This is a genomic window from Brevundimonas sp., from assembly GCF_046299535.1.
Taxonomy (GTDB): domain Bacteria; phylum Pseudomonadota; class Alphaproteobacteria; order Caulobacterales; family Caulobacteraceae; genus Brevundimonas.
In genome coordinates this window covers 25,897-50,728 of the sequence record NZ_JBKBIB010000014.1, presented here as the reverse complement: position 1 = coordinate 50,728, position 24,832 = coordinate 25,897, and the positions used below count along the sequence as shown (strand labels likewise).

Genomic DNA, 24,832 nt, shown 5'->3' with positions numbered 1-24,832 from the left:
TCACGCGATGGGAAGTTTCTTGGCGCGGGTCGCCCGCAGCCAGAGGGCGACGCCGATCTGGGTCACCAGAACCGCGGTGAAGACCGAGGTGAACACGCCGATGGACAGGGTCCAGGCGAAGCCGCGCACGGGCCCGGCTCCGAACTGGAACATGATCAGCGCCGCGCCCAGGGTGGTGATGTTGGCGTCCAGAATGGTGGACATGGCGCGGCTGAAGCCGGAGTCCGCCGCCGCGATGGCCGAGCGGCCGGCGCGCGCCTCTTCCCGCATCCGCTCAAAGATCAGGACGTTCGCGTCCACCGCCATGGCCAGGGTCAGGATCAGACCCGCGATGCCCGGCAGGGTCAGGGTCGCCCCGGTCAGGGACATGGCCGCGATGATCAGCATGCCGTTGATCAGCATGGCGATGACGCTGATGCCGCCGAACACAAAGCCGTAAGCCACGATCATGAACAGGACCACCAGAACGAAGCCCACCAGGGTGGCCTTCATGCCCGCCTCGACCGCATCCGCGCCGAGCCCGGCGCCGACAGTGCGGCGCTCTTCCACCGTCAGGGGCGCCGGCAGGGCGCCGCCGTTCAGCAGGTTCACCAGCTCGGACGCCTCGGAGATGCTGAAGCGGCCGGTGATCTGGCCGGAGCCGGTGGTGATGGGGGTGACGATATTGGGCGCCGAGATCACCTGGCCGTCCAGAATGATGGCGAAGCGGCGGCCCACATTATTGCTGGTGGTCTCGGAAAAGCGGCGCGCGCCCTGGCCGTCGAAGCGGAAGTCGATGGCCGGACGGCCCGACTGGTCAGAGCCGACGCTGGCCCGGGTCAGGCTTTCGCCCGACACCAGGATGCGGCGCTTGATCAGCAGCGGGGCGCCGAATTCGTCCTGCATCAGGATCGCATCGGGAGGCACGCGGCCAGCGAGGGCTTCCTCGACCGAATTGTCGTGGTCGACCATCTGGAAAGTCAGCTGGGCGGTCTGGCCGATGACGCGCTCCAGCGCCTCGGGATCGCTCTCGCCCGGGGCCTGGACCACGATCCGGTCCGTGCCCTGGCGGGTGATGGAGGGCTCGCGGGTGCCCAAGCTGTCGATCCGGCGGCGCACCACCTCGATGGACTGGTCCACCGCATTGGCGCCCATGTTGTTCAGGGCCTGATCGGTGAAGGTGGCGCGAATGCGGTTGTTGGTCTGGCGGGTGACCGCCACGTCGGACACCCCGGTCGACGTGGGCCGGGCCAGTTGCTGCAGTTCGCTGAGCGCGCGGTCGTAATTGGCCGGATCATTGATGGTGACCGTGAAGCCGCCGGGCTGCCGCTCCAGGTTCGAGAAGGCGATGCGCGCGCCGGAGAGGATGACGCGCATGTCCTCCACGAGGCTGTTGACGCGGGTCTCGCGGACCTCGTCCACGTCCACCTGCAGCATCAGATAGGATCCGCCCTGCAGATCCAGACCCAGGTTCAGAACACCGGAAGGCACGAAACCGGGCAGCGCCTCGCGCTGGGCCGGGGTCAGAAGGTTCGGGAAGGCGAACAGCGTCGCGAGCAGCAGCGCCGCCGCGACCACATAGACCTTCCAGCGGGACAGCTGAATCATCGAACGGAACCCCGGCCTTGTGCTTGCAGGCTTACTTCTTGTCGTTGGCGGCGATTTCGGTGCGGTTGCGCACCTCGGCCACCATGGACTTGACCACGCGCACGTTCACGCCTTGCGAAATCTCGACCATGGCCTCGGCGTCCTCGACCCGGGTGACCTTGCCGATCATGCCGTTGGACAGCACCACCGTGTCGCCGCGCTTCAGACCGCCGACCATGGCCTGGTGCGCCTTCATGCGCTTTTGCTGCGGCCGGATCAGCAGGAACCAGAACAGCACGAAGATCAGGACGAAGGGCAGGAACTGGATCAGCGTCGCGGTCAGACCGCCGCCGGCGGCGGCGCCGGCCGTGGAGGCGTAGGCGGGGGTGGCGAACATGGTGTCTCCCAAGGTCAGTCGCGGGCGTCCGCGACGCCCCGTCAGAAATAGGGGCGGAACCTAGGGGCGCCGGGTCAGCTTTGCAACGTGGCGTATTGGTCGCGGACCCGGATCAGCGCGGCAGCACCGTCCGGGGGTCCACAGCGACCGGCTGGCCGTCGCGCATGTGACGCACCTCGAAAGCGATGGAGGGACGCCCGTCGCCCGCCGTCAGGCCCACGGTGCCGATCTCCTGCCCCTGCCGGACGTCATCGCCGAACGACACCGTCGAGGAGCCCAGATGGGCGTAGACCGTGCGCCAGCCGTCCCTATGGATGATGATGACGGCCAGGCCCAGGCCGGGCTGATCCGACCCCACATAGCCCACGCGACCGCCGGCGGCGGCGCGGACCGGCGCCCCGGCGGTCGCGCCGATGTGGATGCCGTTGTTGCGCTCGCTGACTCCCACCTGTCCGAAATTGCGCACGATGTCGCCGCGCAGGGGCCATTCGAACATGCCCTGGCCGGTGCTGGCCTCGTTGGGCGGCGGCGCGGCGGGGTTGCCCGAGGGCGGCGGGGGCGGCGGCGGCGGCGGGGCGCCGGTTTCGGGGACCAGAACGCCGCGCGGCGAGGGGCCGGTGGCGTAGGGATCGGGGCCGGTGTCCACCGCGCTGTCGGGCAGGACCAGCCCGCGCCCGGCCGAGATGTCGGCGCGGGGCGCCAGGCCGTTCAGGGTGATGAGGGTCTGCACCGGCGTCTGGAAGCGCCGCGCCACGCCGGAAATGGTGTCACCCGGCTGGATGACATAGGTCGCGCCGGGTCCGAAGCCGCCCGGCCGGGCCGGAGCGGGCGGGATCTCGCCGGGGCGCTGGTCCGGCAGATAATCGGGTCGGGGCTGCGGCTGGCCGGTCGGCGGCAGCGGCTGGGCCTCGATGGGCTCATAGGGCGCGGGCGTCGGCTCGTACGGGTCGATATCGGGCCGGGTCTGGAGCTGGGTCGGGGGCGTGTTGGGCACAGGCTCGCCCCACGGAGACTGCTGCGCCGGGGCGCCGGTGGTGGGCCGGGTCGGATAGCGCGGCTCCGACGGATAGGACGCACAGGCCGCCAGCGTCGCCGCCGCACCCGCAATGATCAGCGCCCTGCGCGCCAGTATCGTCCAGCCGGTCATCCCCGCCCTCACCTTCAACTCAATCGGAATCGTCGCCGGCACCCAACAGCCGGAAAGGCGCCATTTTGGGGCGAAAGGGTTAACGGCGCCAGAGACTTTGCCCCCACGGCTCACGTCTCCTTCGCCACGCCCTCCACCAGCGGCACGAAACGCACCTCCATGAGGCTCTCGCGGCTGAAGGCGCCGTCCTCGTCGGCGGTGTAGCGGTTCAGCATCTGCACCGAGCCGCGCCCCACCGGCGCCACCAGCACCCCGCCGGGCTTGAGCTGGCGCAGCAGATCCCTGGGTTCGTGGGGCGAGGCGGCGGTGACCATGATGCGGTCGAAGGGCGCCTGTTCGGCCCAGCCCTCGCCGCCGTCGCCGTGGCGGGTGAAGACATTGTCCACGCCCAGCGCCTTCAGCTTGCCCTCCGCCTCCTTCAACAGGCTGCGATACCGCTCCACCGAATAGACGAAGCGGGCCAGCCGGCTCAGCACCGCGCACTGGTAACCGCTGCCGGTGCCGATCTCCAGCACCCTGTGGCGGGGCCCGACCTGCAAGGCCTGGGTCATCAGGCCCACCACATAGGGCTGGCTGATGGTCTGGGCGCAGTCGATGGGCAGGGCCTGATCCTCCCACGCCTGATCGAGGAATTTCTCGTGCACGAAGACCGCGCGGTCCACCGATTCCATGGCCGCCAGCACGCGGGGGTCGGTGACCCCCTGCTGGCGCAGGCTCAGGATCAGCCGTCCGGCGCGGTCGTCTCTCATTCAGCCGCCGCCTTCACGGTGCGGGGCGGGGCGCCGCCCAGCACGCCCTTCAGATCGTGCACGCTTTCGCGGTGGGTGAGGTCGATGTGCAGGGGCGTGACCGAGATGCGGCCCTCGTCCATGGCGCGCAGGTCGGTGCCCTCGGCGTGCTCCTGCTTCGTCCCCCGGAAGCTCATCCAGTAGTAGTCGCGCCCGCGCAGGTCGGTGCGGCGCACCGCGTGCATCTCGCCGATGTCGCGGAAGCCCTGGCGGGTCACCTCCACCTGCTTGACCAGCTCGGGCGGCAGGGCCGGGAAGTTCAGGTTCATCACCACCCCGTCGCGCCAGGTCTGGTCCAGCAACCGGTTGATGATGGCCGGGGCGAAGGCTTCCGCCGTCTCCCAGTGGGCCGTCACTTCATCGTGGAAGCGTTCCAGCGACTGGCTGAGCGCGATGGAGCGGATGCCGAAGGCCATGCCCTGCAGCGCCCCGGCCACGGTGCCGGAGTACGAACAGTCCTCGCCCACATTGTGCCCGCGGTTGACGCCCGACAGCACCAGATCGGGGCGGTGGTCGGTCATCAGGTCATTGACCGCCAGCACCACGCAGTCGGTGGGCGTGCCGGTGACGGCGAACCGCCGGTCATTGAAGCGATTGACCCGCAGCGGCTCGGTCAGGGTGACCCCCCGCCCCTTGCCGGACTGCTCCACGGCGGGCGCCACCACCCACACGTCGTCGGACAGCTCGCGCGCGATGCGCTCCAGCGCCGCCAGACCCTCGGCCTCGATGCCGTCGTCGTTGGTGAGGAGAATTCTCATGCCGCGCCCACGTGAGTCAGGCCGCCCATGTAGGGCTGGAGGACGTCCGGGACGGCGATGCGGCCGTCCTCGTCCTGATAATTCTCCATCACCGCCACCAGCGTGCGGCCGACCGCGAGGCCGGAGCCGTTCAGGGTGTGGACGAACTCGGTCTTCTTCTCGCCGGCCCGCTTGAAGCGCGCGTCCATGCGCCGGGCCTGGAAGTCGCCGCAGTTGGAGCAGGAGCTGATCTCGCGGAACGCGCCCTGGCTGGGCAGCCAGACCTCCAGATCGAAGGTCTTCATGGCCGAAAAGCCCATGTCGCCCTTGCACAGCAGCATGCGGCGATAGGGCAGGCCCAGCGCCTCCAGCACCGCCTCGGCGCAGCCGGTCATGCGCTCGTGCTCGGCGCCCGAGTCCTCCGGCCGGGTGATGGAGACCATCTCCACCTTGGAGAACTGGTGCTGGCGGATCAGCCCGCGCGTGTCTCGCCCCGCCGACCCCGCCTCGGCCCGGAAGCACGGCGTCAGGGCGGTGAGGCGCATGGGCGTGGCGAGGTCGTCCTCGGCGAGGATTTGCTCGCGGACGAGATTGGTCAGGGAGACTTCGGCGGTGGGGATGAGCCAGCGGCGAGCGGCTTCGGCCTTCGCGACTTCCTGATCGAATGCGCCCGAGAATGTCTCCAGCGTCTTGGCGGCAACGCCATCCGCAGCGAAATCCCGCGCTCCGCTAGAGAGATAGGCGAAAGGACCAAGCTCGAATCCCGTCCCGAACAAATCCTCCTCGAACTTCGGCAACTGTCCCGTGCCGAACATCGCCTCGTCCTTCACGAGGTACGGCGGGTTCACCTCCTGATACCCGTGCTGGTCGGTCTGCATGTCCAGCATGAACTGGCCGATGGCGCGCTCCAGCCGGGCCAGCCCGCCCTTGATCACCGCGAACCGGGCGCCGGACATCTTGGCCGCCGCCTCGAAGTCCAGCAGGCCCATGGCCTCGCCCAGATCGGCGTGGTCCTTGGCCGGTCCGGTCCGGCGGGGCTCGCCCCAGGTCTTGACCTCCACATTGCCCGCCTCGTCCTCGCCGTCGGGCACGTCCGCCGCGGCCAGGTTCTTCAGGCCGGCCAGCAGGTCGCGCAGTTCAGCGCCGATCTTCGTCTCGCGCTCGCCCGCCCCCGCGATGACGCCCTTGAAGGTCTCTACCTCGGCCTTCAGCCGATCGGCCTCGGCCGTGTCGCCCTTGCCCATGGCCGCGCCGATGGCCTTGGAGGCCGCGTTGCGCCCCGCCAGCGCCTCCTGCCCCTCGGTCTGGGCCGCGCGCAGATCGCGGTCCAGCTCGATGAGCTTCGCCACCACGCCGGACGCGTCGTCCACCCCCCGCGCGGACCAGCCCGCCACATAGGCGTCGGGGTTCTCACGGATGGCTCGAATGTCGTGCATGGCGCTCAGTCAGGCAGGGAACAGGAGGAAGGGCGCATCCCTAGCGCCGGGGAAGGATTCCTTCAAACCCTCTCACGTTCCTTCTCCCCTTGAGGGAGAAGGTGGCCCGCGAAGCGGGTCGGATGAGGGGTGAAACACCGTACGTTCCGGCTACACTCCGGCCATGCTCAAGCCGACGCAACGCACCCGCACGAGCGCCCGACGGTCACGCCGCGAACCGACGGTGACCGAGGCGGCCATGTGGCGGTTGTTGCGCGGCCGGGGGTTGGAAGACCTCAAGTTCCGCAGACAAATGCCCATCGGCGCCTATGTGGCCGACTTCTGCTGCCCGGCTCTCAAGCTGATCATAGAGGTGGACGGCGGCGTTCATCGACTGAGAGAGGAGTCAGACGCTCGCCGGGATGCGTAGCTGACAGCGAAGGGGTTTACGGTGCTGCGGTTCGGGAACGAGGCGGTTCTGCGAAACCCGAACCTGATCCTTGAGGCGGTTCGGGAGCATGCGGCGCGCAAAGGGTGAAAGGGGCGTTTCACCCCTCATCCGCCCCCCTTCGGCGGCCACCTTCTCCCTCAATGGGAGAAGGGAACAGAGCCGGCTCTTGCAGCTTTGCCTTGACGCTGCCGCAATTAGCGCCCATCTGGTGCTGCATCGCACAAACGCGATTTCCGGCGCCTCCAGCGCGTGTGGGTCTTTTAGCAAAAGACCTGACTGTAGCAGCAGCCGGCTTCTCCAGATTCATTCGTCGCCCGGACACGCGGGGCGGCGCCCGATCACTCCCGTCGGCCCGCATTTCGCGGACTTCATCGGGATTGGCGGCGCGCGGCCTTCGGCTTTGAGCCCGGCCTGATGCGCGTCGCCGCATGCGAAAGAACCATTTTGACCAAGACCCTTATTCCCTTCGCCGACATGGGCCTGAATCCGGCCCTTCTGCAGGCTCTGACCAGCGAAGGCTATCACACCCCCACCCCCATCCAGTCCCAGGCCATCCCGGACGTGATGAAGGGCAAGGACCTGCTGGGCATCGCCCAGACGGGCACCGGCAAGACCGCCGCCTTCGCCCTGCCGATCCTGCACCGGCTGGCGGCCGACCGTAAGGCGCCCGTGCCCCGCACGACCCGCGCCCTGATCCTTTCCCCCACCCGCGAACTGGCCAGCCAGATCGCCGACAGCTTCAAGGTCTACGGCGCCAATCTCGGCTTCCGCGTGGCCGTGATCTTCGGCGGCGTGAAGTACGGCGGCCAGGAACGCGCCCTGCAGCAGGGCCTGGACATCCTGGTGGCCACCCCGGGTCGCCTTTTGGACCACGTCCAGCAGAAGACCCTGGACCTGTCGACCACCGAGATCTTCGTGCTCGACGAGGCGGACCAGATGCTGGACCTCGGCTTCGTCAAGCCGATCCGCCAGGTGGTCTCGCGCATGACCGCGCGCCGCCAGAACCTGTTCTTCTCGGCCACCATGCCCACCGAAATCGGCAAGCTGGCCGGCGAACTGCTCAAGGACCCGATCAAGGTCCAGGTGACGCCCCAGGCCACCACGGTCGAGCGCATCAACCAGAGCGTCATCATCGTCGAACAGGGCCGCAAGCGCGCCCTGCTGTCGGAGATGTTCGCCGATCCGGCCATGACCCGCTGCCTGGTCTTCACCAAGACCAAGCACGGCGCCGACAAGGTCGCCGCCTATCTTGAGGCCGGCGGCGTCGAGGCCGGCGCCATCCACGGCAACAAGAGCCAGTCCCAGCGCGAGCGGGCCCTGGAAGCCTTCAAGAAGGGCAAGCTGCGGGTGCTGGTCGCCACCGACATCGCCGCGCGCGGCATCGACGTGGACGGCGTTTCGCACGTGGTCAACTTCGAGCTGCCCTTCGTGCCGGAAGCCTATGTGCACCGCATCGGCCGCACCGCGCGCGCCGGCGCCGACGGCTCGGCCGTCAGCTTCTGCGCCCCCGACGAGATGAAGCTGCTGCGCGACATCGAGCGGGTCACGCGCCAGAAGCTGAAAAGCTGGGATCGCCGCAACGACAAGGCCCTGGCGGCGCTGGACGCCTCCATCATGGCCGCGGGCGTCGGCAAGAAGGCCACCCTGCCGGACGACGAGCGTCCGCGCGGCGACGGACGCGGCCCCGGCGGTCGCGGCCGCAACCGCAACCCGCACCGCGACGGCGTGCGTCCCGAAGGCGGCAAGGGCCAGCCCCACCGTCAACGTCGGGCCAAGCCCGGCGCCGCGTCCGCGGACCGCGCCCAGCCGGAGCGTCCCGCCTATAACCCCATGGCGGGCGAACGCGCCCCCCGACCCGCGGTCGAGGGCGACTTCAAGATGAAGCGCCGCGGCCGCAACCGCTCCGGCTCCGGCGCCCGCAAGCCTGAAATGGCGTAAGCGGCGGCCATTCACCACAATCGCTGACAAGGCGGTAACCAGGGCGCGGCCATCCTCACCGGATGCGCCGCGCCTTTTCTTTTCGCCGTCGCCGTCGCTTTCGCCGCCTGAGCGCGGCGGAGCGCGGGGTCATCGTCGTCGCTGTCGTTGCGGTGGCCGTGATCCTGAAGCCCGACTGGGTGGGGGCGTCGCTCAACGCCGACACACCGCCCCTGCCCCCGATCGCCGCAGACATCGTCCCTGGGCGGCAGGCCGACATTTCCGGCCACGCCCGCATCGTCGACGGCGACGGTCTCGAGATCGGCGGGCAGCGCATCCGCCTGCATGGCGTCGACGCCTTCGAGATGCGTCAGATGTGCGGCGCCAACGCCTGCGGTCAGGCCTCCGCCAGCGCGCTACGCAATCTGGTAGGCGGGCGTCCGGTCGACTGTGTCGAGATGGACCGCGACCGCTATGGCCGCAGCGTCGCCGTGTGCCGCGCGGGCGGGCAGGACCTCGGCGCGGCCATGGTCCGTCAGGGCCACGCGGTGGCCTACACCCGCTATTCCCACCGCTACGTCCCGGAGGAACTGGCGGCCCGCCGCGATAACGCGGGCGCCTGGGCCTATGGCTTCACCCCGCCGGAAGTCTGGCGGCGCGCCTCCTGAACGTCAGCGGATCTTCGACCAGTCCAGAACCACTTTGCCCGACTGGCCCGACTTCATGGCCTCGAAGCCGTCCTCGAAGCGGTCGTAGGGCAGCTGGTGGGTGATCAGCGGGGTCAGGTCCAGCCCGGCCTTGAGCAGGCCCAGCATCTTGCGCCAGGTGGTGAACATCTCGCGGCCGTACACCCCCTTGATGGTCAGGGCCTTGAGGATGATGGCGCCCCAGTCGGTCTCCATGGGCTTTGACGGAATGCCCAGCATGGCCATGCCGCCGCCCATGATCAGGGTGTCGACGCACTGCCTGAAGGCGATGGGCGAGCCTGACATCTCCAGCGCCACGTCGAAGCCCACCTTCATGCCCAGCTCGTGGATCACGTCGTGCAGGTCTTCCTTGGTGGTGTTCACCGTGCGCACGCCCGGGGCCACCTTCTGGGCCAGCTCCAGCCGGAAGTCGTTAATGTCGGTCAGCACCACGGTGCGCGCGCCAGCGTGACGGGCCACGGCGGCGGCCATCATGCCGATGGGCCCCGCGCCGGTGACCAGCACATCCTCGCCCAGCAGGTCGAATTGCTGCGCCGTGTGCACCGCATTGCCGAATGGATCGAGGATGGCGCCGATCTCCCACGGCACCTCGTCGGGCAGTTCGATGACGTTGAAGGCGGGGGCCACCACGAACTCGGCGAAGCCGCCCTGGCGGTTCACGCCGATGCCCCGGGTGGCGGGGTCCAGATGGAAGTGGCCCGCGCGCGCCGCCTCACTGTTCAGGTCGATGACGTGGCCCTCGACCGAGACCCGCTGGCCGATCCTGATGGGACGGTCCACGTCCTTGCCCACCGCGACCACCTCGCCGGAGAACTCATGGCCGGTGATCATGGGGACGGGCACGTTCTTCTGGGACCACTCGTCCCAGTTCCAGATGTGGATGTCAGTGCCGCAGATGGCCGTGCGCTGGACACGGATCAGCACGTCCTCGGGCCCGGCGACGGGCACGGGGGCGTCGATCAGCTCCAGCCCCTCTGCGGGCTTGGTCTTGGCGAGGGCCTTCATGGTCTGGGTCATGTCGTCTTCCTGAGTCCTTGAGGGTCGTGCGGCGGGTCAGATAACCCCAAGCTCCCTGCCCGCCGTAGTGAAGGCTTCGACCGCCTGGTCGATGTGCTCGAAGGTGTGGGCGGCCGACATCTGGGTGCGGATGCGGGCGGCGCCGCGCGGCACGACCGGGAACGAGAACCCGATCACATAGACGCCCAGCTCCAGCATGCGCGCGGCGAAGTCCTGCGCCAGTTTCGCATCGCCCAGCATCACCGGGATGATGGGATGCTCGCCGGGCAGCAGGTCGAAGCCCGCCTCCGTCATGGCGCCCCGGAAGCGGGCGGCGTTGGCGGCCAGCCGCTTTCGCAGGGCGTCGCCTTCTTCGCCCTGGGCGATGCGGATGGCCTCGAGGCTGGAGCCGCACACCGCCGGCGACAGGGCGTTGGAGAACAGATAGGGCCGCGCCCGCTGCTTCAGCAGCTGGACCACTTCGGTGGTGGCGCAGATGAAGCCGCCCATGGCCCCGCCCAGCGCCTTGCCGAAGGTGCCGGTGACGAAGTCCACCTTGACCCCGTGATGGGCGTAGGAGCCCCTGCCCTTTTCACCGAGGAATCCCGTTGCGTGGCAGTCGTCCACCATGATCAGGGCGTCATACTTGTCGGCCAGCGCGCGGATCTCCTTCAGCCGGGCGATGTAGCCGTCCATGGAGAAGGCGCCGTCGGTGGCGATGATGATGTCCCGGGCCCCGGCGGCGCGTGCCTCCTTCAGCTTCGCCTCCAGTTCGTCCACGTCGGAGTTGGCGAAACGGTAGCGCCTGGCCTTGCACAGTCGCACCCCGTCGATGATCGAGGCGTGGTTCAGGCTGTCGGAGACGATGGCGTCCTCCTCCCCGAACAGCGGCTCGAAGATGCCGCCGTTGGCGTCGAAGGCGGCGGCGAACAGGATGGCGTCCTCAAAGCCAAGATAGCCCGCGATGGCGGCCTCCAGCTCCTTGTGGATCTCCAGCGTGCCGCAGATGAAGCGCACCGAGGCGGTGCCGGAGCCCCAGCGTTCGGTGGCTGCGATGCCGGCCTGGGCCACGCGCGCGTCGCCGCCCAGACCCAGATAGTTGTTGGCGCAGAAGTTCAGGACCTCTCGCCCCGCCACGGTGATGACCGGCCCCTGGCGCGAGGCGATCACCCGCTCCGGCTTCGTCAGGCCCTGCTCGTCGATGGAGTCCAGTTCGGCGCGGACACGGGTATGGAATTGCGCAGGCATGGTGTCTCCGGGGTCGGGGATTCAGCGATGGGCGCGAGTTACGCCGAATCCGCGCCCAAGGCCACCCGTGCTCAGCCGGGCGCCGAGCCGTCCCGGACCGGGCGCAGGGGGCTGACCCGCACCTGACGGCCGCAGGGCTGCAGCTCCAGATCCAGCGGAATGTCCGCCGTGTCTCCCGGCGCCCGGGCGATGACCGACGCCACAGACGGACAGCGGGTCTCGCCCAGATTTTCCTGGGGCACGGCGCTGTAGGACAGGTCGAAATAAGCCTTCCCGCCCGGCTCCAGCGCCACCGCGCCCGGCGTCTGTCCGGCGCGGAAATAGTTCCCCAGTTGCTGGACGGCCCGGACCTGATCCAGATCGTCCCCGTCCCCGTCGCGAAGAACCACGCCGGGATACCCCCGCACCGAACAGGCCGTCGAACCGGCGTTGGTCAGGGACAGGACCACTTGCCGATTGCCCGCGCCCGCATCGCCGCCCTCTCGCGCCAGCCGCAGGGCCGGGCCCCGGCACGGCGGGGCCATATCCGGGTCCAGAATCTCAATGGCCCCGGCTTCGTCGGGCGCGCGCGGCGGCAGGACCGTGTTGGCTGGCCGCGAACAGCGCTCCAGCACGACGGAACCCACGTCGTCGTTGGGGCCGAGGCGGCTGAGGGTGGCGGTCTCCTGATCGCCCCGGGCCGCAGTCCACCATTCCAGATCCTGCCCCGCATACCGCGCGCCGCTGGCCGAGCGGGCGATGTTCAGGGTGTAGGTCTGGCCTTCATAGGTGACCTCGGCGCTGGCGGAGTCCATATAGCGCACGCTGAGGGACCGGCCGCTCTCACAGGCGTAGCTGATCTCCGGCGCAGGGGGCGCCGGAGGCTGTTCGGCGACCGGGATGTCCTCCACCGCCTCGACCGGCGCTTCGTCGCGCGAACAGGCGGCCACACTCAAGGCCAGGCAGGATACGGCAAGAACGGACAGGATGGAGCGGGTGATCATGGACGCCTCCGGTTAAGCCGAAGGTTAACGCCGTTCGCTCGCAAAGGCTCCGCTTGCCGGTCAGGCCGCCGCCGCTGCGTGCAGTTCGTCGCGCTTTCGATCCAGGAAGGCATGCGCCTCCTCCAGGGTCATGAACACATGGTGCGTCCGGTTGTCGAAGCAGAAATCCATGGTCCGCGCCCAGTGCACGAAGCCTGCATCGAGACTGATGAAGCAGGTCCGCGCCGCCCTGGCTCCGGCCCCACAGAGCTTGAAGGCCTCGGCGATCCGCAACACGTCATCGTGCGCCCCGTCGCCGTAGGATTCACGCAGGTCGAGAATGAAATCATGGTCAGCGCGCTCGGGCCGCTCGGCCACCAGGCGGATCAGGCTCTGGTTCATGTCGCGCGCCATGACGGCGCCGTCGGCGATCAGAACGATTCGGAGGCGGGCCTCGTCAATCTCGACCACGGGTTTCATGGCGTCGCCTCTACCCGGCGGACCAGCGACGACAGCCCGTCCAGCATCGCCCTGGCAGGGGGCCCATCCTCGAATCCCGTGGTCAGGATCAGGCGAAGGGCGCGGATGTGAACATCCACCGACGACCAGTCGCACCGGCCGGATGCGGTCAGTTTCTCGGTCAGTTCGCACAGGCTGTAGACCGCCTTGTAAAAGGGTCCCGTCTCGAAAAAGCCCGCCGTTCCCGCCAGGTTTGCGGCGATGGGATAGACCGAGGCAAAACCGTCATCGGACCGTTCGCGGCACAGCGCCTCCAGACGTTCCACCCCCTGGGTGAGGCCTTCGACGGCCGAGGCGCGCTGATCATCCAGCGCCGCATCCGCGGCGGCCACGGCCTCCCCCACCTTCTTACCGCCAGGGAGGCGGATCTGGTCGGCGATGGCGGGCCTGACCTTGAACAGGCGCGCGGGATTCTCGGATCCGGCGGTCACAGGGCCACCCTTTGCGGTTTGAGGAGCATGTCGATGTCGGACTGGTCCATGTTGGGTTCCAGCGCGGCCCCCACATGGGCGGACAGGTCGCCGGCGCGGCGGCCGGCCATGCCCAGGGGCGGGCCGTAGTTGCGCACGCGGCGGTCCGGCCCGATGTAGGTGTCGCACTCGACCCACTCACGCTGGTCTTTGGTCAGCCACAGGATTCTCTGCAGAAGCACCATGGGGGTCAGGGGCTTGGTCACGACGAAGCTGGCGCCGCAGTCGCGGCTCTGGGTCACGAAGCCTTCCGACGCGTGACCGGTCAGGATGATGACGGGCGTATAGGCGCTGGTCTTGGGGCCGTCGCGCCGCATCCAGCGTACGAAGTCACAACTGTCGGTGGACGAGGCGCACTCCACCATCACCATGTCCACCGAGCGGCGCTTGATCACGGCTCTCGCGTCGTCCGGCGAGGCGCACTTGATCTGCTCCTTCAGGCCGAAACCCTGAACAATCGAGCTCAGGATATCGAGGCCCTGAGGATTGTCGTTGATCAGCAGGGCGGCGGTGCGCTCCAGATTGATGCGTGTGTCGGGGGAGATGGCGCGGGACATGGGATCAGTCGAACAGCATCAGGTCGCCCGAGGGGGGCGGATGAGAAGTCGTCACGGTTCTTTCCCCGGCAAGGGCGACGCACATGCGTTCCACCAGCCCGCCCAACGGGGCCGCCACCACCGCGTCCTGCGGATCATCGCCCTGACCCACACGGGCGGCCATCGCGGCGAGCGCATCCAGATGCTGCACGAGCATATCCAGGGCCTGGGCCCGGACGATGGTGTCCGGCGCGCCCGCGGACGGCGCGGCCGACAGCAGGGGGGCCAGGGATTCCGCCATCACGCGGCCGTGCGCGATTTCTTCGGCCAGGGCGGCCAGGAAACGGGCGTCGACGGTCATCAGAACAGCTCCAGTTCGCCCGAGTCGGCGACGACCGGGGGCGGAACGGGACGCTCGAGCGGCCGGTCGCTGACCGACTTCTGCAACGCGCGACCGCTATTGGGCCAGAACTGGACCCGCCGGGCGCCGTGCCCGCGCAGGCTGGAGGCGATGATCGGGATGCCTTCGTCGGCCAGGAATTTCTCCGCGAAATTCGCATTGGCCACACCCACGTCGGCCAGACCGTCGAACATTCGCCCGCCGCCGAAAAGCTTGGCTTCCAGCCGGTCACGTCGGCCTCCGGCGGACAGCACCCCGTTGATCAGCACTTCCATGGCGTAGGCGCCGTAGCGGCGGCCTTCGTCAGCGCCGTCCGTGCGGCCCGAGGGCAGCAGGAAATGATTCATGCCGCCGATCCGGGCGACCGGATCGCGCAGACACATGGCCACGCACGACCCCAGGATGGTGGTCAGCATCACCTGCGGATCGCCGGTGATCAGGTGCTCGCCCTGCCCCACATGCAGGCGCACCGAGGCGGGGAGTTCCGAAAGGGTGGCCGCATCCATCATGTCAGCGGACCGAAGACGCCCTCGATCTTCTCCTTCAGCTGACCGGCGGTGAAGGGTTTCACGAGGTAATTATTGACGCCGAACTGCACGGCGCGCTGGACCAGCTCCTTATCGGCCCGGCCGGTCAGCATGATGAAGGCCGACTTGCTGGTGGGCGGATGGGCGCGGATGGCGCGCAGCAGACCAAGGCCATCCAGATTCGGCATGTTGAAGTCCGAAATCACCAGATGCGCCGGCTGGGCGATCATGGCGCGAAGCGCCTCCTCGCCGTCGTTGGCCTCACGCAGATTGACGACGCCGATCTGCTGCAGGCTGGCGCGGATCAGGCTGCGCATCGTCAGCTGGTCGTCCACGATCAGGGTCTGGATGGCGGAGGCGGCAGGCATGTCAGTGAACCTCTGAAGGCTTGGAAGCGGCCGGGGAGGCGGCGGAAACAAGATCAAGAATGACGGAGCCGATACGGCCCAGAGGCAGCTGGCGCTCGACGGCGCCGATCTCCTGCGCGGCGCGGGGCATGCCGTAGACGACGCTGGACGCCTCATCCTGACCCAAGGTCCGGGCGCCGGCCTGACGCATGGCGAGCAAGCCCTGAGCTCCGTCGCGGCCCATGCCGGTGAGGATGACCCCCACTGCCTTTTGCTCAAGCCGGGCGACGGACTCGAACAGCACGTCCACCGAGGGGCGATGGCCGCTGACCGTGTCGGCGGCGCGCAGCCGGCATCGTGGCGAGGATCCGCGCGATACTTCCAGATGGGCCTCTCCGCCGGGCGCCAGGAAGATGCGGCCGGGCAGCAACACGTCCCCGTCCTCAGCCTCCTTGACCGAGGCGGCGCACAGCTTGTCCAGCCGCGCAGCGAAGCTCCTGGTGAAGGTGGCCGGCATATGCTGGGTGATGACGGTGGGCGGGCAGTTCGCCGGAAAGGACGAGAGCACGGTGATCAGGGCTTCAACGCCCCCGGTAGAGGCGCCGAGCGCCACCACGTGATCCGGGCGGGCGCGCCAGGCGGCGTCGACCGTGGGTCCCCTGGCCTCGCTCACTGGCCGAACGCGGGCGCCGGCCGCGGCCTTCACGCGCTGGGGCAGATCGGCGAACGCCTCAATGGCGGTCACCCCGCCTGACGGCTTGCCCACGGCGTCCACGGCGCCCAGTTCCAGCGCCGCCAGGGTCACCTCGGCGCCCGCCTGGGTCAGGGTCGAGACCATGACCACCGGCATCGGCCGCAGGCGCATGATCTTCTCGAGAAACTCCAGCCCGTTCATGTTGGGCATCTCGACGTCCAGGGTGATGACGTCGGGGTTCAGCCGCTTGATGGTGTCGCGCGCCTCCAGCGGATCGCCCGCCGTGCCCAGCACCTCGATCTCCGGATCGCGCTTCAGGGCGGCCGAGATCAGACCGCGCATGGTCGGGGAGTCGTCCACCACCAGAACAGTCACGGTCATGACAGCGCCTCATAGGTGGTCAGGCCGCTGGTGCGCAGGCGGGCCGTCGCAGGCCCCGAGACGCGCTCCGAGTGGCCGATGTAGAGCGTGCCGCCGGGGTTCATCATTGGCAGGAAACGGCTCCACACCTTTTCCTGGGTCTGGTCGTCGAAATAGATCACCACGTTGCGGCAGAAGATCACGTCGAACTTGCCCCTCATGGGCCAGTCGCCGATCAGGTTCAGTTCGTTGAAGGTGACCATCCGACGCAGCTCGGGCGCCGCGGCGTACAGCATGCGGTCGCCGCCGGTTTCACGCTTGAACCAGCGAGTGCGCAGGGTGTCCGGCACAGGCTCGAGCGCTTCGGCCGAATAGAGACCCTGACGCCCTTCGGCGACCATGTTGGGATCGATGTCCGTGGCCAGGATGCGCACGTCCAGGTCCGCCGCCTCGGGCAGGACCGACAGGACCGTCAGGGCCATGGAATAGGGTTCCTGCCCGTTCGAGCAGGCCGCGGACCACAGGCGGACACGGCCGCCCTGACGCGCGCGCTCGGCCAGGGCCGGCATCACGTGATCACGGAGGTGATCGAAATGGTGCGGCTCGCGGTAGAAGCGCGTCACATTGGTGGTCAGGGCGGCGAACATGGCCTGACGTTCGTCCAGGCCGTCGGCGCCGTCGATGAGGGCGCAGTATTCCCGGAAACTGCGCAGCCCCAGGGCGCGCAGCCGCTTGGCCAGGCGCGAATAGACCAGGGCCGCCTTGGCCTCGGTCAGGGCGATGCCGGCATGGGAATGCAGCACCTGGGCGATGTGACGGAAATCCTCGGTGGTGAAGGCGAACTCGCCCTGCACCAGCGAGGTCTCCTTCGCCGGGCGCACCCTGTCGGCGGTCGGGGTCATGCTGCTTCGGCCTCCGGCTCGGTCGGCAGGATGCGGTCCAGGGCGATCAGGCTGATCATCCGGCCGTCGATGGCGAAGATGCCCTTCACGAACGCCTTGACCTCGTCGGCCGCCACGTCGGGGGTGGGCTGAACCTGGTCGTCGGTCAGTTGCAGGATGTCGGACACCGCGTCGACCAGCAGGCCCACGGTCCGTTCGCGGATGTGCACCACCATGATCACGTGGCGCGCGCTGGGCTCGGTGACCCCCAGGCCGAACCGGCCCGACAGGTCGATGATCGGCAGCACCGCGCCGCGCAGGTTGATGACGCCCTTCATGTAGCCGGGCGTGCGGGGCAACGGCGTGGCGGGAGTCCAGCCGCGGATCTCCCGTACGGCCATGATGTCCACGCAGAATTCCTGTTCGCCGATGCGGAAGGCGATCAGTTCGCGCCGGGCGCCGGTCTGGATGGTCGTGTCTGTCATGGATCAGCTCGCGAGCTTGAGGTCAGGTTTGCGCACCGAACGGCGCGTGTTCGAGACGAGGGCGTCGATGTCGAGAATCAGGGCCACGCGGCCGTCGCCGAGGATGGTGGCGGCGGCCACGCCGTCGATGGCCTGGTAGTTGGTCTCAAGGCTCTTGATGACCACCTGGCGCTGGCCCTGGATGGCGTCCACCAGCAGGGCCGCCTTGGCGCCGCCCTCGGCTTCCACGATCAAGGCCACCCCGGTGGAGGCGGGCTCAGGGCCCGTGCCGAAGCCCAGGGTCGCGGCCACATCCACCAGGGGGACGAACTCGTCCCGGAAGCGGATCACCGGCGTATGGCCCCCGACCCGGTGGATATCCTCGGCGCGGGGGGTCAGGCTCTCGACGATGGCCGCCAGGGGCGCGACCAGGGTCTGCTCCGTGCTCGTGACCACCATGCCGTCCAGCACCGCCAGGGTCAGCGGCAGGCTCATGGTGAAGGTGGAGCCTTCGCCCGGCTTGCTGGTGATCGCGATGCGCCCGCCCAGGGACTGGATGGAGCGCTTCACCACGTCCATGCCCACGCCCCGGCCCGAGACGTCGGAAATGGTCTCGGCGGTCGAGAAGCCGGGCATGAAGATGAGATTATCGATCTGTTCGTCGGTGAGCTGGGCCTCGGGCTCGATCAGGCCCTTTTCAATGGCGATTCCCAGAACCCGTTCGCGGTTGATGCCCGCCCCGTCGTCGGAGATTTCGATGACGATGCGGCCCGAGCGGTGCAGGGCCGCCAGGCGCACCTGGCCCTCTGCGGGCTTGCCGGCGGCCACCCGCTTCTCGGGCTTCTCGAGGCCATGATCGATGGCGTTGCGCAGCATGTGGGTGATGGGCTCCGCCAGACGCTCCACGACCGTCTTGTCCACTTCCGTGGCCTCGCCCTCGGTGACCAGACGCACCTGCTTGCCGGTCATCTGGGCCACTTCGCGCACCAGCCGCGGCATGCGCTGGAACACCGATTTCACGGGCTGGGCGCGGATGGCCATGACGCTGTCCTGGATCTCGCGCGTCAGCAGCTCCAGATCCTCAAGACCCTGCCCGACACCCGTGGCGCGGACCATGGCGGTCTCGCTCACGCGCTGGGCCAGCACGGCCTGCTGGATCACCAGTTCCCCCACCAGGTTGATCAGGCGGTCCACCCGGTCCAGATCGACGCGAATGGTCGCCGGGGCCTGGATCGCCGGCGAATTGGCGGCCGCTTCAGGCGCGGCCGGCGGCGTCTTGGCCTCTGGCGCCGGCGCTGCGGTCAGGGCCGCCGGTTCGACGGGTGCGGGGGCGGCGGGCTCCACAGGCGCCGGCGCCTGGGCTGCTGCCAGCAGGGCGGCGATGTCCAGATCAGGTTCGGCGGGAGCGGCGGGCTCGGCGGGCTCGGCGGGCTCGGCGACCGGCGCGTTCGCACCGTCGCGCAGAATGGCCAGATCGCAGTCCCCATCGACGAACTCGAACACGTCACGGATCGCCGCCTCCTCCACCGCGCCTTTCAGGCGGATGGTCCAGGTCAGGCAGCCCTCTTCAGGCTCCAGGGCGTCGAGGGTAGGCACGCCGCTGGCGTCGATCTCGATCGTCGCCTCGCCCAGCCGGGCCAGTTCGCGCAGCAGCAGGCCCGCGTCATTGGCCTTGGCGTACAGGGCCGCATTGGGCTGGAACACGACGGTCCACTCGCCGTGGCCGGATTCGGCGGGAGCCGGGGCCGGCCCCAGATCCATGGGGTCGAACTGGACCGGCCTGAAGCCGAACTCATCCTCGTCCGCTTCCGGCGCGGGCGCCGGGGGCGCCGCGTCGCCGCCGTGGGTCAGCGCCTCCAGTTCGGCCACCAGCGCGGCCGAGCGGGCTTCGTCCACCGGAGCGCCCGCGCCGCGGGCGGCGCTCACATGGTCGTTCAGCACGTCGGAAGCGCGAAGCAGGGTCTTTATGGTGGCGTCGTCGCAGGGCTTGCGGCCAGCACGCAGCTCATCCATCAGGGTCTCGAAGACATGGGCGAAGCGAACCAGCGCCTCCATGCCGAAGGCCCCGGCGCCGCCTTTCACCGAGTGCACCGCGCGGAACACCGCGTTGATGGTCTCGTCGTCGCCTTCGCCGTTTTCCAGCGCCAGCAGGCCGCTCTCCAGGTCGGCGAGCAGTTCCTCGCACTCCTGGAAGAAGGTCGCCTTGATCGCTTCGAAGGGATCGTCGGTCATCTTGCGCTCCTGCTCAGGCCGCGACCCGGCGAACGGCGTCCACCAGCTTGACCGGATCGAACGGCTTGACGATCCAGCCGGTCGCGCCCGCGTCCCGGGCGCGCTGCTTCTTGGCGGCGTCGCTTTCGGTAGTCAGGACCAGGATGGGCGTGCCCCGATACTCGGGATCGGCGCGCATGCCCTCGATGAAGCCGAAACCATCCATGCGCGGCATGTTGATGTCGGTGATGACCACATCGGCGCCTTGCGCCTTCAGGGTCTCCAGACCATGCACCCCGTCCTCCGCCTGGATGACGTTGTAGCCGGCGTCCTTGAGAGCCATCATCAGCATGTCCCGCATGGTGCGCGAGTCATCGACGGTCAATACGGTCTTCATCCTGTCGCCCCAACGAGATCAATGTTCAGGTCCGCGCAGCCATAGGCGGCGAGTTGTTCGGTCAGGGCCTCGGACACCGGCGCCAGCGTCAGCGCCTTGTCGTCCATGGCCCAGGTCTTCTTCGCGCTGATCAGCACCTGCAGACACAGGCCGCCGATCCGCTCCACCTCGCCCCCGTCCAGGGTGATGTCCGACCCGCGCAGGGCCAGCAGATCATCCCGGAGGGGGCCGGCGGCGCGGATATCCAGCACCGCCGGCAGGCGCACGGCCGTCATCAGAATTCCTCCCAGCCGTCTTCGGCGGCCACGGTCTCGAGCTTGCGGGCCGCGCCGCCGGCGCCCATGGCCTTCAGGGCCGTGACGGTGCGCTGGACAGCGGAGGGCTTCGCCGCCGGCTTGTGCTGGGCCGGAGCCGGCGCCGGAGCGGAAGCCCTGCGGCCCTGCTCCTCGATCTGGAAGCGCGAGACCGACTGGTCCAGCGCGTCCGCTTCCTGGGCCAGGGAGTGGCTGGCGGCGGTGGATTCCTCGACCATGGCGGCGTTCTGCTGGGTCACCTGATCCATCTGGTTGACGGCGGTGTTGACCTGCTGAAGGCCCGTGGCCTGCTCCTGGGCGGAGGCGGCGATTTCGGAAACCAGTCCGTCGATCTCGGCCACCCGCTGAACGATGCGGTTCAGGGCCTCGCCGGTCTGGCCGACCAGGTTGACGCCGGCGCCGACCTGGGTCCCGGAGGACGAGATCAGGGTCTTGATTTCCTTGGCCGCGTCGGCCGAGCGCTGGGCCAGGGCCCGCACTTCGGACGCCACCACCGCGAAACCACGACCCGCGTCTCCAGCCCGCGCCGCCTCGACGCCGGCGTTCAGGGCCAGCAGATTGGTCTGGAAAGCGATCTCGTCGATCACACCGATAATCTGGCTGATCTGGGTCGAGGACTGTTCGATGGCGCTCATGGCGCCCACGGCGTCGCGGACGATCTCGCCGCTCTTCTCGGCGTCGCCGCGCGCGGCCAGCACCACGTCGGAGCACTGCTTGGCGCCCGAGGCGGTCTTGCGGACCGTGGCCGTGATCTGGTCCAGGGCGGCGGCGGTTTCCTCCAGGCTGGCGGCCTGCTGCTCCGTGCGGCGCGACAGGTCGTCAGAGGCCTGGCTGATTTCGCCGGCGCCGGAGCGGATGGCGGCCACGTTGTTGACCACGGTGGCCATGGCGTCCTTGAGCTGGCCCATGGCCGCGTTGAAATCGCTCTGCAGCTTCAGATACTCCTCGGGGAAGGTCTGGGTCAGGCGATAGGTCAGGTTGCCCTTGCTCAGTTGCTCCAGACCTTCGGCCAGGGCGTCGACCACGGCGGCCTGCTGGCGGGCGGCCTCGGCGCGCTCGGCCTCGGCGCGGGCCCGTTCGGCCTCGGTCATGCGGCGCTGGTCGGCGGCTTCGCCTTCCAGACGGTCATTGGCGATGGCGGCGTCCTTGAAGGCCAGGACGGCGGCGGACATGTCGCCGATCTCGTCCTTGCGTCCGGCTCCCAGGATCTCGACGGTCTTGTCGCCACCGGCCAGCTTGCGCATCACAGAGGTCATGCTGACCACCGGATTTGCGATGCTGCGGGTCATCAGCAGACCCAGGGCCCCCGCGATCAGGGCGGCAAGGACGACGCCGGCGATCAGGACGGTCTGGGCCATGGAGGCGGCCTGGGCCTGGCGCGCCTGGGCCGCGGCCAGTTGGGTCGTTTCAATTGCGATCAGGGCGTCCAGGGCTTCCTCAACCGGATCGATGTAGGTATCCGCCACACCGTCACGACCGACCATCGCGATCGCCTGCGCGGCGGTGGCGGGATCCGCGCGCAGCGCCTGACCAACCTGGACCACATTGACTTCCCAGGCGCTGCGGGCGGCCTCGGCCTGGGTCAGGAGTTCAAGGACCTCCGGATAGGCGGCCGACCGGGTCTCGACCTCGTTCAGCTTGGCCAGAAAGTTGTCGCGGTGAGCGTCCAGCCTTTCGATGTAATAGGGGTCTCCGGACAGCAGGTAACCCCGATAGGAGTTCTCCTGCCGGCCCAGATAGAACTGCGCTTCGGTCGTGAAGCGGAGGTTCTGATTGGCGATGCCCCGCGCTTCCTGGGCCTTTTCCAGCTCCACCACATTCAGAAAGACTGTCACGCCCATGACGGCGATGACGGCCACCACCGCGGCGAAGGCAAGGGCCAGTTTATGGCCGATCTTGATGTTGTTCAGCTTCACGGGAACTGCCTTTCAGAGGATCTCGAAGCGGGGGCGCCGCCGGATTGTCGTTGTCAGAAGGATGCGGTCAGGGCGGCCACGAGGCGGCCGTCGTAAGCGGGGCTGCGGAAATGTCCGTCGGTGTCGTACCAGCGCACGTCCAGGGCCAGATTCTCAACGAGGGTGCGGGTCACGCCGATATTCCAGGCGTTGTAGTCGGCGCCGTTTTCCGCCATGCGATTGGCGACGGCGGCGCTTACGGTCGTGCCCTGGGCCACATTCACCGAACCGTTCAGCTCGATCCACCAGGCCTCTTCAGTGGCCGAGAAACCGTCTGGCGTATAGTTGACGCGCAGGCGGGTGTTCACCGGGCCCATACGGCGACTGATGTCGCCCTGAAACTCGAAAAAGTTGCTGTCGATGCCCGAGCGCGTGCCCGGCAGGTCCCGGTTGACCACGGAGAAATTCAGGCCGTTGCCCGCCCAGCGGGTCTTGTAGCCGATCGACGACACGATTTCGGCGGTCGAGCCCTGCGGCAGGTCGGCCGTGGAGGCCCAGACCTTGGCGTAGAAGCTGCCGTAGGCGGCCTGGACGCCCCCGAAAATGCTGGGATCGCCATCGCTCTTGCCCAGACCTTTGCCGACATACTCGCTCGCAATGCCGAGTTCCCCCGACCAGTTGATGGTCGGCGATGTCGACTGGGCTTGCGCGGAACTGGGGGAGATCGCCGAAACGGCGACCGATGTTATAGCCGCAATACACGCGGCTCCAAAATAAGCTTTAGTCAAAGTAAACCTCACCTAGTATTCTACTTGGAGAAATACGGACTTGCTGAAAATATACGCGTTCTACATTTCGGGTTTAGGCGGTCAGTCCTTACCAAAATCGAAATAGCGGCGCTCTGCGGCCGGGACTGTGACCCAAAATGGGTCCTTGCGAATGATTTTCGACACCGGTGTCATCGCTTATGTCATGGGAAAACATCGTTACTCGCTTTAAACGACTTCGATGGACCAGGGTAAAGCGCCGCGCGGCAGCGGAATTTCGGGCTCTGCAACCCCGACGCCGCATTATACGGCCGGGCGCGAGCTCATCGAGGTTCTGGACGCCTCGCCCGACTTCCACATCCTGTTGGCCGAGGACCAGACCATCCTGTTCGCCAACGCCGCCTTCCACGCGGCCAACCCTGACGAGGCTGGCCCTCTGACGGGGCAGTCCCTGGCCGCCAGTCTTCTGGGCCTCGACGCCCGGCGCGCCGCCAGCCGCCGCATCATTCTCGACACGGTGCGCTGCGCGCTGGCCACCGGCAGGGTCACCCGGGCGCCCATCTTCCGGTACGACGTTCAGAAAACCCGCGAACATCCGCCCCGCGAAGCCTGGTGGAGCCTGTCGGCGTCACCCCTTGACCTGAACGGCCGGCCCAGCTTGCTGCTGACGTCGCACGAGGTCACCTCGGCGGTGCGGGAAGTCCGTGGAGAGGCTGAGCCTGAACCTGCGGGCGGAGGGTCTCTGGTCTGGGCCGAGCGGCGACGCCTGGGGCAGATATTCGATCAGACCACGGACCTGATGTCGCTGGTGGTCGGCCCCGACCATGTGTTTGAGTTGATTAACCCCGCCGCGCGGCGGCTGTTCGGGGAGCCGCAGCTCCTGGGGCGCTCGATCAGGGATGTGGTATGGTCCGACCGCGGACGGGACATGGTGCGCCGGATGGACGAGGTGCGCCGCACTGGACAGCCCTATATGGCGCAGGCCGTTTCCTTCCGCATGAAGGCCGACGACGAAGAACATTTCCTCGACATCACCCTTCAGCCCCTGACCAACGACGACGGCGCGGTTGAAGCCATCTTCTGCCGCGGTCAGGATGTAACCCGGCAGGTGCGGGACCGCGCCGTTCAGAGCTTCCTGCGCGAGGAACTGGCTCACTGTCAGGGCAACACCCTGGCGGTGGTGCTGGCCTTGGCGGAACAAAGCGCCGTCCACGCCGGTTCGCTGGAGCAATTCAGGGCCATTTTCGCAGGGCGATTGGCGGCGCTGGCCGCGGTGAACGCGGCGCTGACCACGGAAGGCCCTGATGTGTCTCTGGCCGGTCTTCTCAGGGGGGTGGCGCAACGGACCGGAATGGCCGCGCGTTTGGGGGGGTCCGGCGGCGGCGCCACGCTCAGGCCAAAAGCCGCGATCACCCTGGGCTTGATGTTTCACGAGTTGCTGCAAATTTCGAACCCGGAGCCGGAGTCGGGTTCGACAACGCCGCGAATCCGGGCACACCAGCGCGCCGGCTGTCTCCATCTGATCTGGATATCGCCATTGGCGCGTGATTTCGGCCAGACAGGTGACCACTTCGCCCACCGCCTGTTCGACCACGCCGTCCGCCATGAGTTCGGAGGACGCTGGCGCGTGATCCGCCGGGAAAGGGTCTCGGCCTTCTGTTTCGAGTTTCCGCTTGGCCATTCCGCCTGGACCCGTTCCGGCGCGGCTTCATGAACTGA

The 24,832-nt window shown here is 68.2% G+C and carries 26 protein-coding genes and 1 pseudogene; 4 read left to right on the top strand and 23 right to left on the bottom strand.

Annotated features, from left to right (window positions below; all coding sequences use genetic code 11):
• The 6 genes from secD to serS all read right to left on the bottom strand — a co-directional run bounded on the left by secD (nt 1) and on the right by serS (nt 6,071).
• A complete protein-coding gene (gene secD / locus ACK4FB_RS12270; RefSeq protein WP_409752591.1) occupies nt 1–1,587 on the bottom strand; it encodes a protein translocase subunit SecD in 1,587 nt (528 codons plus the stop codon).
• A gap of 31 nt (nt 1,588–1,618) precedes the next feature.
• The gene (gene yajC / locus ACK4FB_RS12265) at nt 1,619–1,963 is read right to left on the bottom strand and encodes a preprotein translocase subunit YajC (protein WP_409752588.1); all 345 of its coding nucleotides are present in this window, start codon (nt 1,961–1,963) and stop codon (nt 1,619–1,621) included.
• Nucleotides 1,964–2,075: 112 nt separating this feature from the next.
• On the bottom strand, nt 2,076–3,110 hold the full coding sequence (locus ACK4FB_RS12260) for a peptidoglycan DD-metalloendopeptidase family protein (RefSeq protein ID WP_409752585.1): 1,035 nt from the start codon (nt 3,108–3,110) through the stop codon (nt 2,076–2,078).
• Between the two features lie 110 nt (nt 3,111–3,220).
• Nucleotides 3,221–3,859: a protein-L-isoaspartate(D-aspartate) O-methyltransferase gene (locus ACK4FB_RS12255; RefSeq protein WP_409752582.1), complete on the bottom strand. Its 639-nt coding sequence runs from the start codon at nt 3,857–3,859 to the stop codon at nt 3,221–3,223.
• The gene (gene surE / locus ACK4FB_RS12250; RefSeq protein WP_409752579.1) at nt 3,856–4,656 is read right to left on the bottom strand and encodes a 5'/3'-nucleotidase SurE; all 801 of its coding nucleotides are present in this window, start codon (nt 4,654–4,656) and stop codon (nt 3,856–3,858) included. Before surE ends, ACK4FB_RS12255 begins: the two co-directional genes overlap by 4 nt.
• On the bottom strand, nt 4,653–6,071 hold the full coding sequence (serS, locus tag ACK4FB_RS12245) for a serine--tRNA ligase (RefSeq protein WP_409752576.1): 1,419 nt from the start codon (nt 6,069–6,071) through the stop codon (nt 4,653–4,655). Before serS ends, surE begins: the two co-directional genes overlap by 4 nt.
• A gap of 163 nt (nt 6,072–6,234) precedes the next feature.
• On the opposite strand from serS, the pseudogene ACK4FB_RS12240 reads away from it, so the two are divergent.
• The 3 genes and pseudogenes from ACK4FB_RS12240 to ACK4FB_RS12230 all read left to right on the top strand — a co-directional run bounded on the left by ACK4FB_RS12240 (nt 6,235) and on the right by ACK4FB_RS12230 (nt 9,086).
• Nucleotides 6,235–6,588, top strand: a pseudogene (locus ACK4FB_RS12240) (endonuclease domain-containing protein).
• 357 nt (nt 6,589–6,945) lie between these two features.
• A complete protein-coding gene (locus ACK4FB_RS12235; protein ID WP_409752573.1) occupies nt 6,946–8,439 on the top strand; it encodes a DEAD/DEAH box helicase in 1,494 nt (497 codons plus the stop codon).
• A gap of 158 nt (nt 8,440–8,597) precedes the next feature.
• Nucleotides 8,598–9,086 carry a thermonuclease family protein gene (locus ACK4FB_RS12230; RefSeq protein WP_409752570.1) on the top strand — a complete coding sequence of 163 codons (489 nt, stop codon included), beginning with the start codon at nt 8,598–8,600 and terminating at the stop codon, nt 9,084–9,086.
• A gap of 3 nt (nt 9,087–9,089) precedes the next feature.
• Here the strand turns inward: ACK4FB_RS12230 and tdh are convergent, their stop codons facing one another.
• From tdh to ACK4FB_RS12145, 17 genes are all read right to left on the bottom strand, one after another.
• Nucleotides 9,090–10,130: an L-threonine 3-dehydrogenase gene (gene tdh, locus ACK4FB_RS12225; RefSeq protein ID WP_409752708.1), complete on the bottom strand. Its 1,041-nt coding sequence runs from the start codon at nt 10,128–10,130 to the stop codon at nt 9,090–9,092.
• Between the two features lie 48 nt (nt 10,131–10,178).
• On the bottom strand, nt 10,179–11,369 hold the full coding sequence (locus ACK4FB_RS12220; protein ID WP_409752567.1) for a glycine C-acetyltransferase: 1,191 nt from the start codon (nt 11,367–11,369) through the stop codon (nt 10,179–10,181).
• A gap of 71 nt (nt 11,370–11,440) precedes the next feature.
• The gene (locus tag ACK4FB_RS12215; RefSeq protein WP_409752564.1) at nt 11,441–12,352 is read right to left on the bottom strand and encodes a DUF4232 domain-containing protein; all 912 of its coding nucleotides are present in this window, start codon (nt 12,350–12,352) and stop codon (nt 11,441–11,443) included.
• Between the two features lie 60 nt (nt 12,353–12,412).
• Nucleotides 12,413–12,811 carry a hypothetical protein gene (locus tag ACK4FB_RS12210; protein ID WP_409752561.1) on the bottom strand — a complete coding sequence of 133 codons (399 nt, stop codon included), beginning with the start codon at nt 12,809–12,811 and terminating at the stop codon, nt 12,413–12,415.
• Nucleotides 12,808–13,281, bottom strand: coding sequence for a hypothetical protein (locus ACK4FB_RS12205; protein WP_409752558.1), 474 nt, complete (start codon nt 13,279–13,281; stop codon nt 12,808–12,810). The genes ACK4FB_RS12210 and ACK4FB_RS12205 overlap by 4 nt, the downstream gene beginning before the upstream one ends.
• On the bottom strand, nt 13,278–13,877 hold the full coding sequence (locus ACK4FB_RS12200; protein ID WP_409752555.1) for a two-component system response regulator: 600 nt from the start codon (nt 13,875–13,877) through the stop codon (nt 13,278–13,280). The genes ACK4FB_RS12205 and ACK4FB_RS12200 overlap by 4 nt, the downstream gene beginning before the upstream one ends.
• Before the next feature lie 4 nt (nt 13,878–13,881).
• Nucleotides 13,882–14,217 (bottom strand): hypothetical protein, encoded by a 336-nt coding sequence (locus ACK4FB_RS12195; RefSeq protein WP_409752552.1) that lies wholly within the window; start codon nt 14,215–14,217, stop codon nt 13,882–13,884.
• Complete coding sequence (locus tag ACK4FB_RS12190) at nt 14,217–14,762, bottom strand: chemotaxis protein CheD (RefSeq protein WP_409752705.1); 546 nt, start codon at nt 14,760–14,762, stop codon at nt 14,217–14,219. The genes ACK4FB_RS12195 and ACK4FB_RS12190 overlap by 1 nt, the downstream gene beginning before the upstream one ends.
• Nucleotides 14,762–15,151: a response regulator gene (locus tag ACK4FB_RS12185; RefSeq protein ID WP_021697277.1), complete on the bottom strand. Its 390-nt coding sequence runs from the start codon at nt 15,149–15,151 to the stop codon at nt 14,762–14,764. Before ACK4FB_RS12185 ends, ACK4FB_RS12190 begins: the two co-directional genes overlap by 1 nt.
• A 1-nt stretch (nt 15,152) precedes the next feature.
• A complete protein-coding gene (locus tag ACK4FB_RS12180) occupies nt 15,153–16,205 on the bottom strand; it encodes a chemotaxis response regulator protein-glutamate methylesterase (protein WP_409752549.1) in 1,053 nt (350 codons plus the stop codon).
• Nucleotides 16,202–17,086 carry a CheR family methyltransferase gene (locus tag ACK4FB_RS12175; protein ID WP_409752546.1) on the bottom strand — a complete coding sequence of 295 codons (885 nt, stop codon included), beginning with the start codon at nt 17,084–17,086 and terminating at the stop codon, nt 16,202–16,204. The genes ACK4FB_RS12180 and ACK4FB_RS12175 overlap by 4 nt, the downstream gene beginning before the upstream one ends.
• Nucleotides 17,083–17,550, bottom strand: coding sequence for a chemotaxis protein CheW (locus ACK4FB_RS12170; protein ID WP_409752543.1), 468 nt, complete (start codon nt 17,548–17,550; stop codon nt 17,083–17,085). The genes ACK4FB_RS12175 and ACK4FB_RS12170 overlap by 4 nt, the downstream gene beginning before the upstream one ends.
• A gap of 3 nt (nt 17,551–17,553) precedes the next feature.
• Nucleotides 17,554–19,761, bottom strand: a complete 2,208-nt coding sequence (locus ACK4FB_RS12165) for a chemotaxis protein CheA (protein WP_409752540.1) — start codon at nt 19,759–19,761, stop codon at nt 17,554–17,556.
• A 13-nt stretch (nt 19,762–19,774) separates the two neighbouring features.
• The gene (locus tag ACK4FB_RS12160; RefSeq protein ID WP_409752537.1) at nt 19,775–20,137 is read right to left on the bottom strand and encodes a response regulator; all 363 of its coding nucleotides are present in this window, start codon (nt 20,135–20,137) and stop codon (nt 19,775–19,777) included.
• Nucleotides 20,134–20,412, bottom strand: coding sequence for an STAS domain-containing protein (locus tag ACK4FB_RS12155; protein WP_409752534.1), 279 nt, complete (start codon nt 20,410–20,412; stop codon nt 20,134–20,136). Before ACK4FB_RS12155 ends, ACK4FB_RS12160 begins: the two co-directional genes overlap by 4 nt.
• Complete coding sequence (locus ACK4FB_RS12150) at nt 20,412–22,367, bottom strand: methyl-accepting chemotaxis protein (RefSeq protein ID WP_409752531.1); 1,956 nt, start codon at nt 22,365–22,367, stop codon at nt 20,412–20,414. Before ACK4FB_RS12150 ends, ACK4FB_RS12155 begins: the two co-directional genes overlap by 1 nt.
• Nucleotides 22,368–22,420: 53 nt before the next feature.
• Nucleotides 22,421–23,134, bottom strand: a complete 714-nt coding sequence (locus ACK4FB_RS12145; protein WP_409752528.1) for a TorF family putative porin — start codon at nt 23,132–23,134, stop codon at nt 22,421–22,423.
• A 220-nt stretch (nt 23,135–23,354) separates the two neighbouring features.
• Between ACK4FB_RS12145 and ACK4FB_RS12140 the strand changes: the two genes are divergently transcribed.
• Nucleotides 23,355–24,827 carry a PAS domain-containing protein gene (locus tag ACK4FB_RS12140; protein ID WP_409752525.1) on the top strand — a complete coding sequence of 491 codons (1,473 nt, stop codon included), beginning with the start codon at nt 23,355–23,357 and terminating at the stop codon, nt 24,825–24,827.
• Nucleotides 24,828–24,832: the final 5 nt, after the last annotated feature.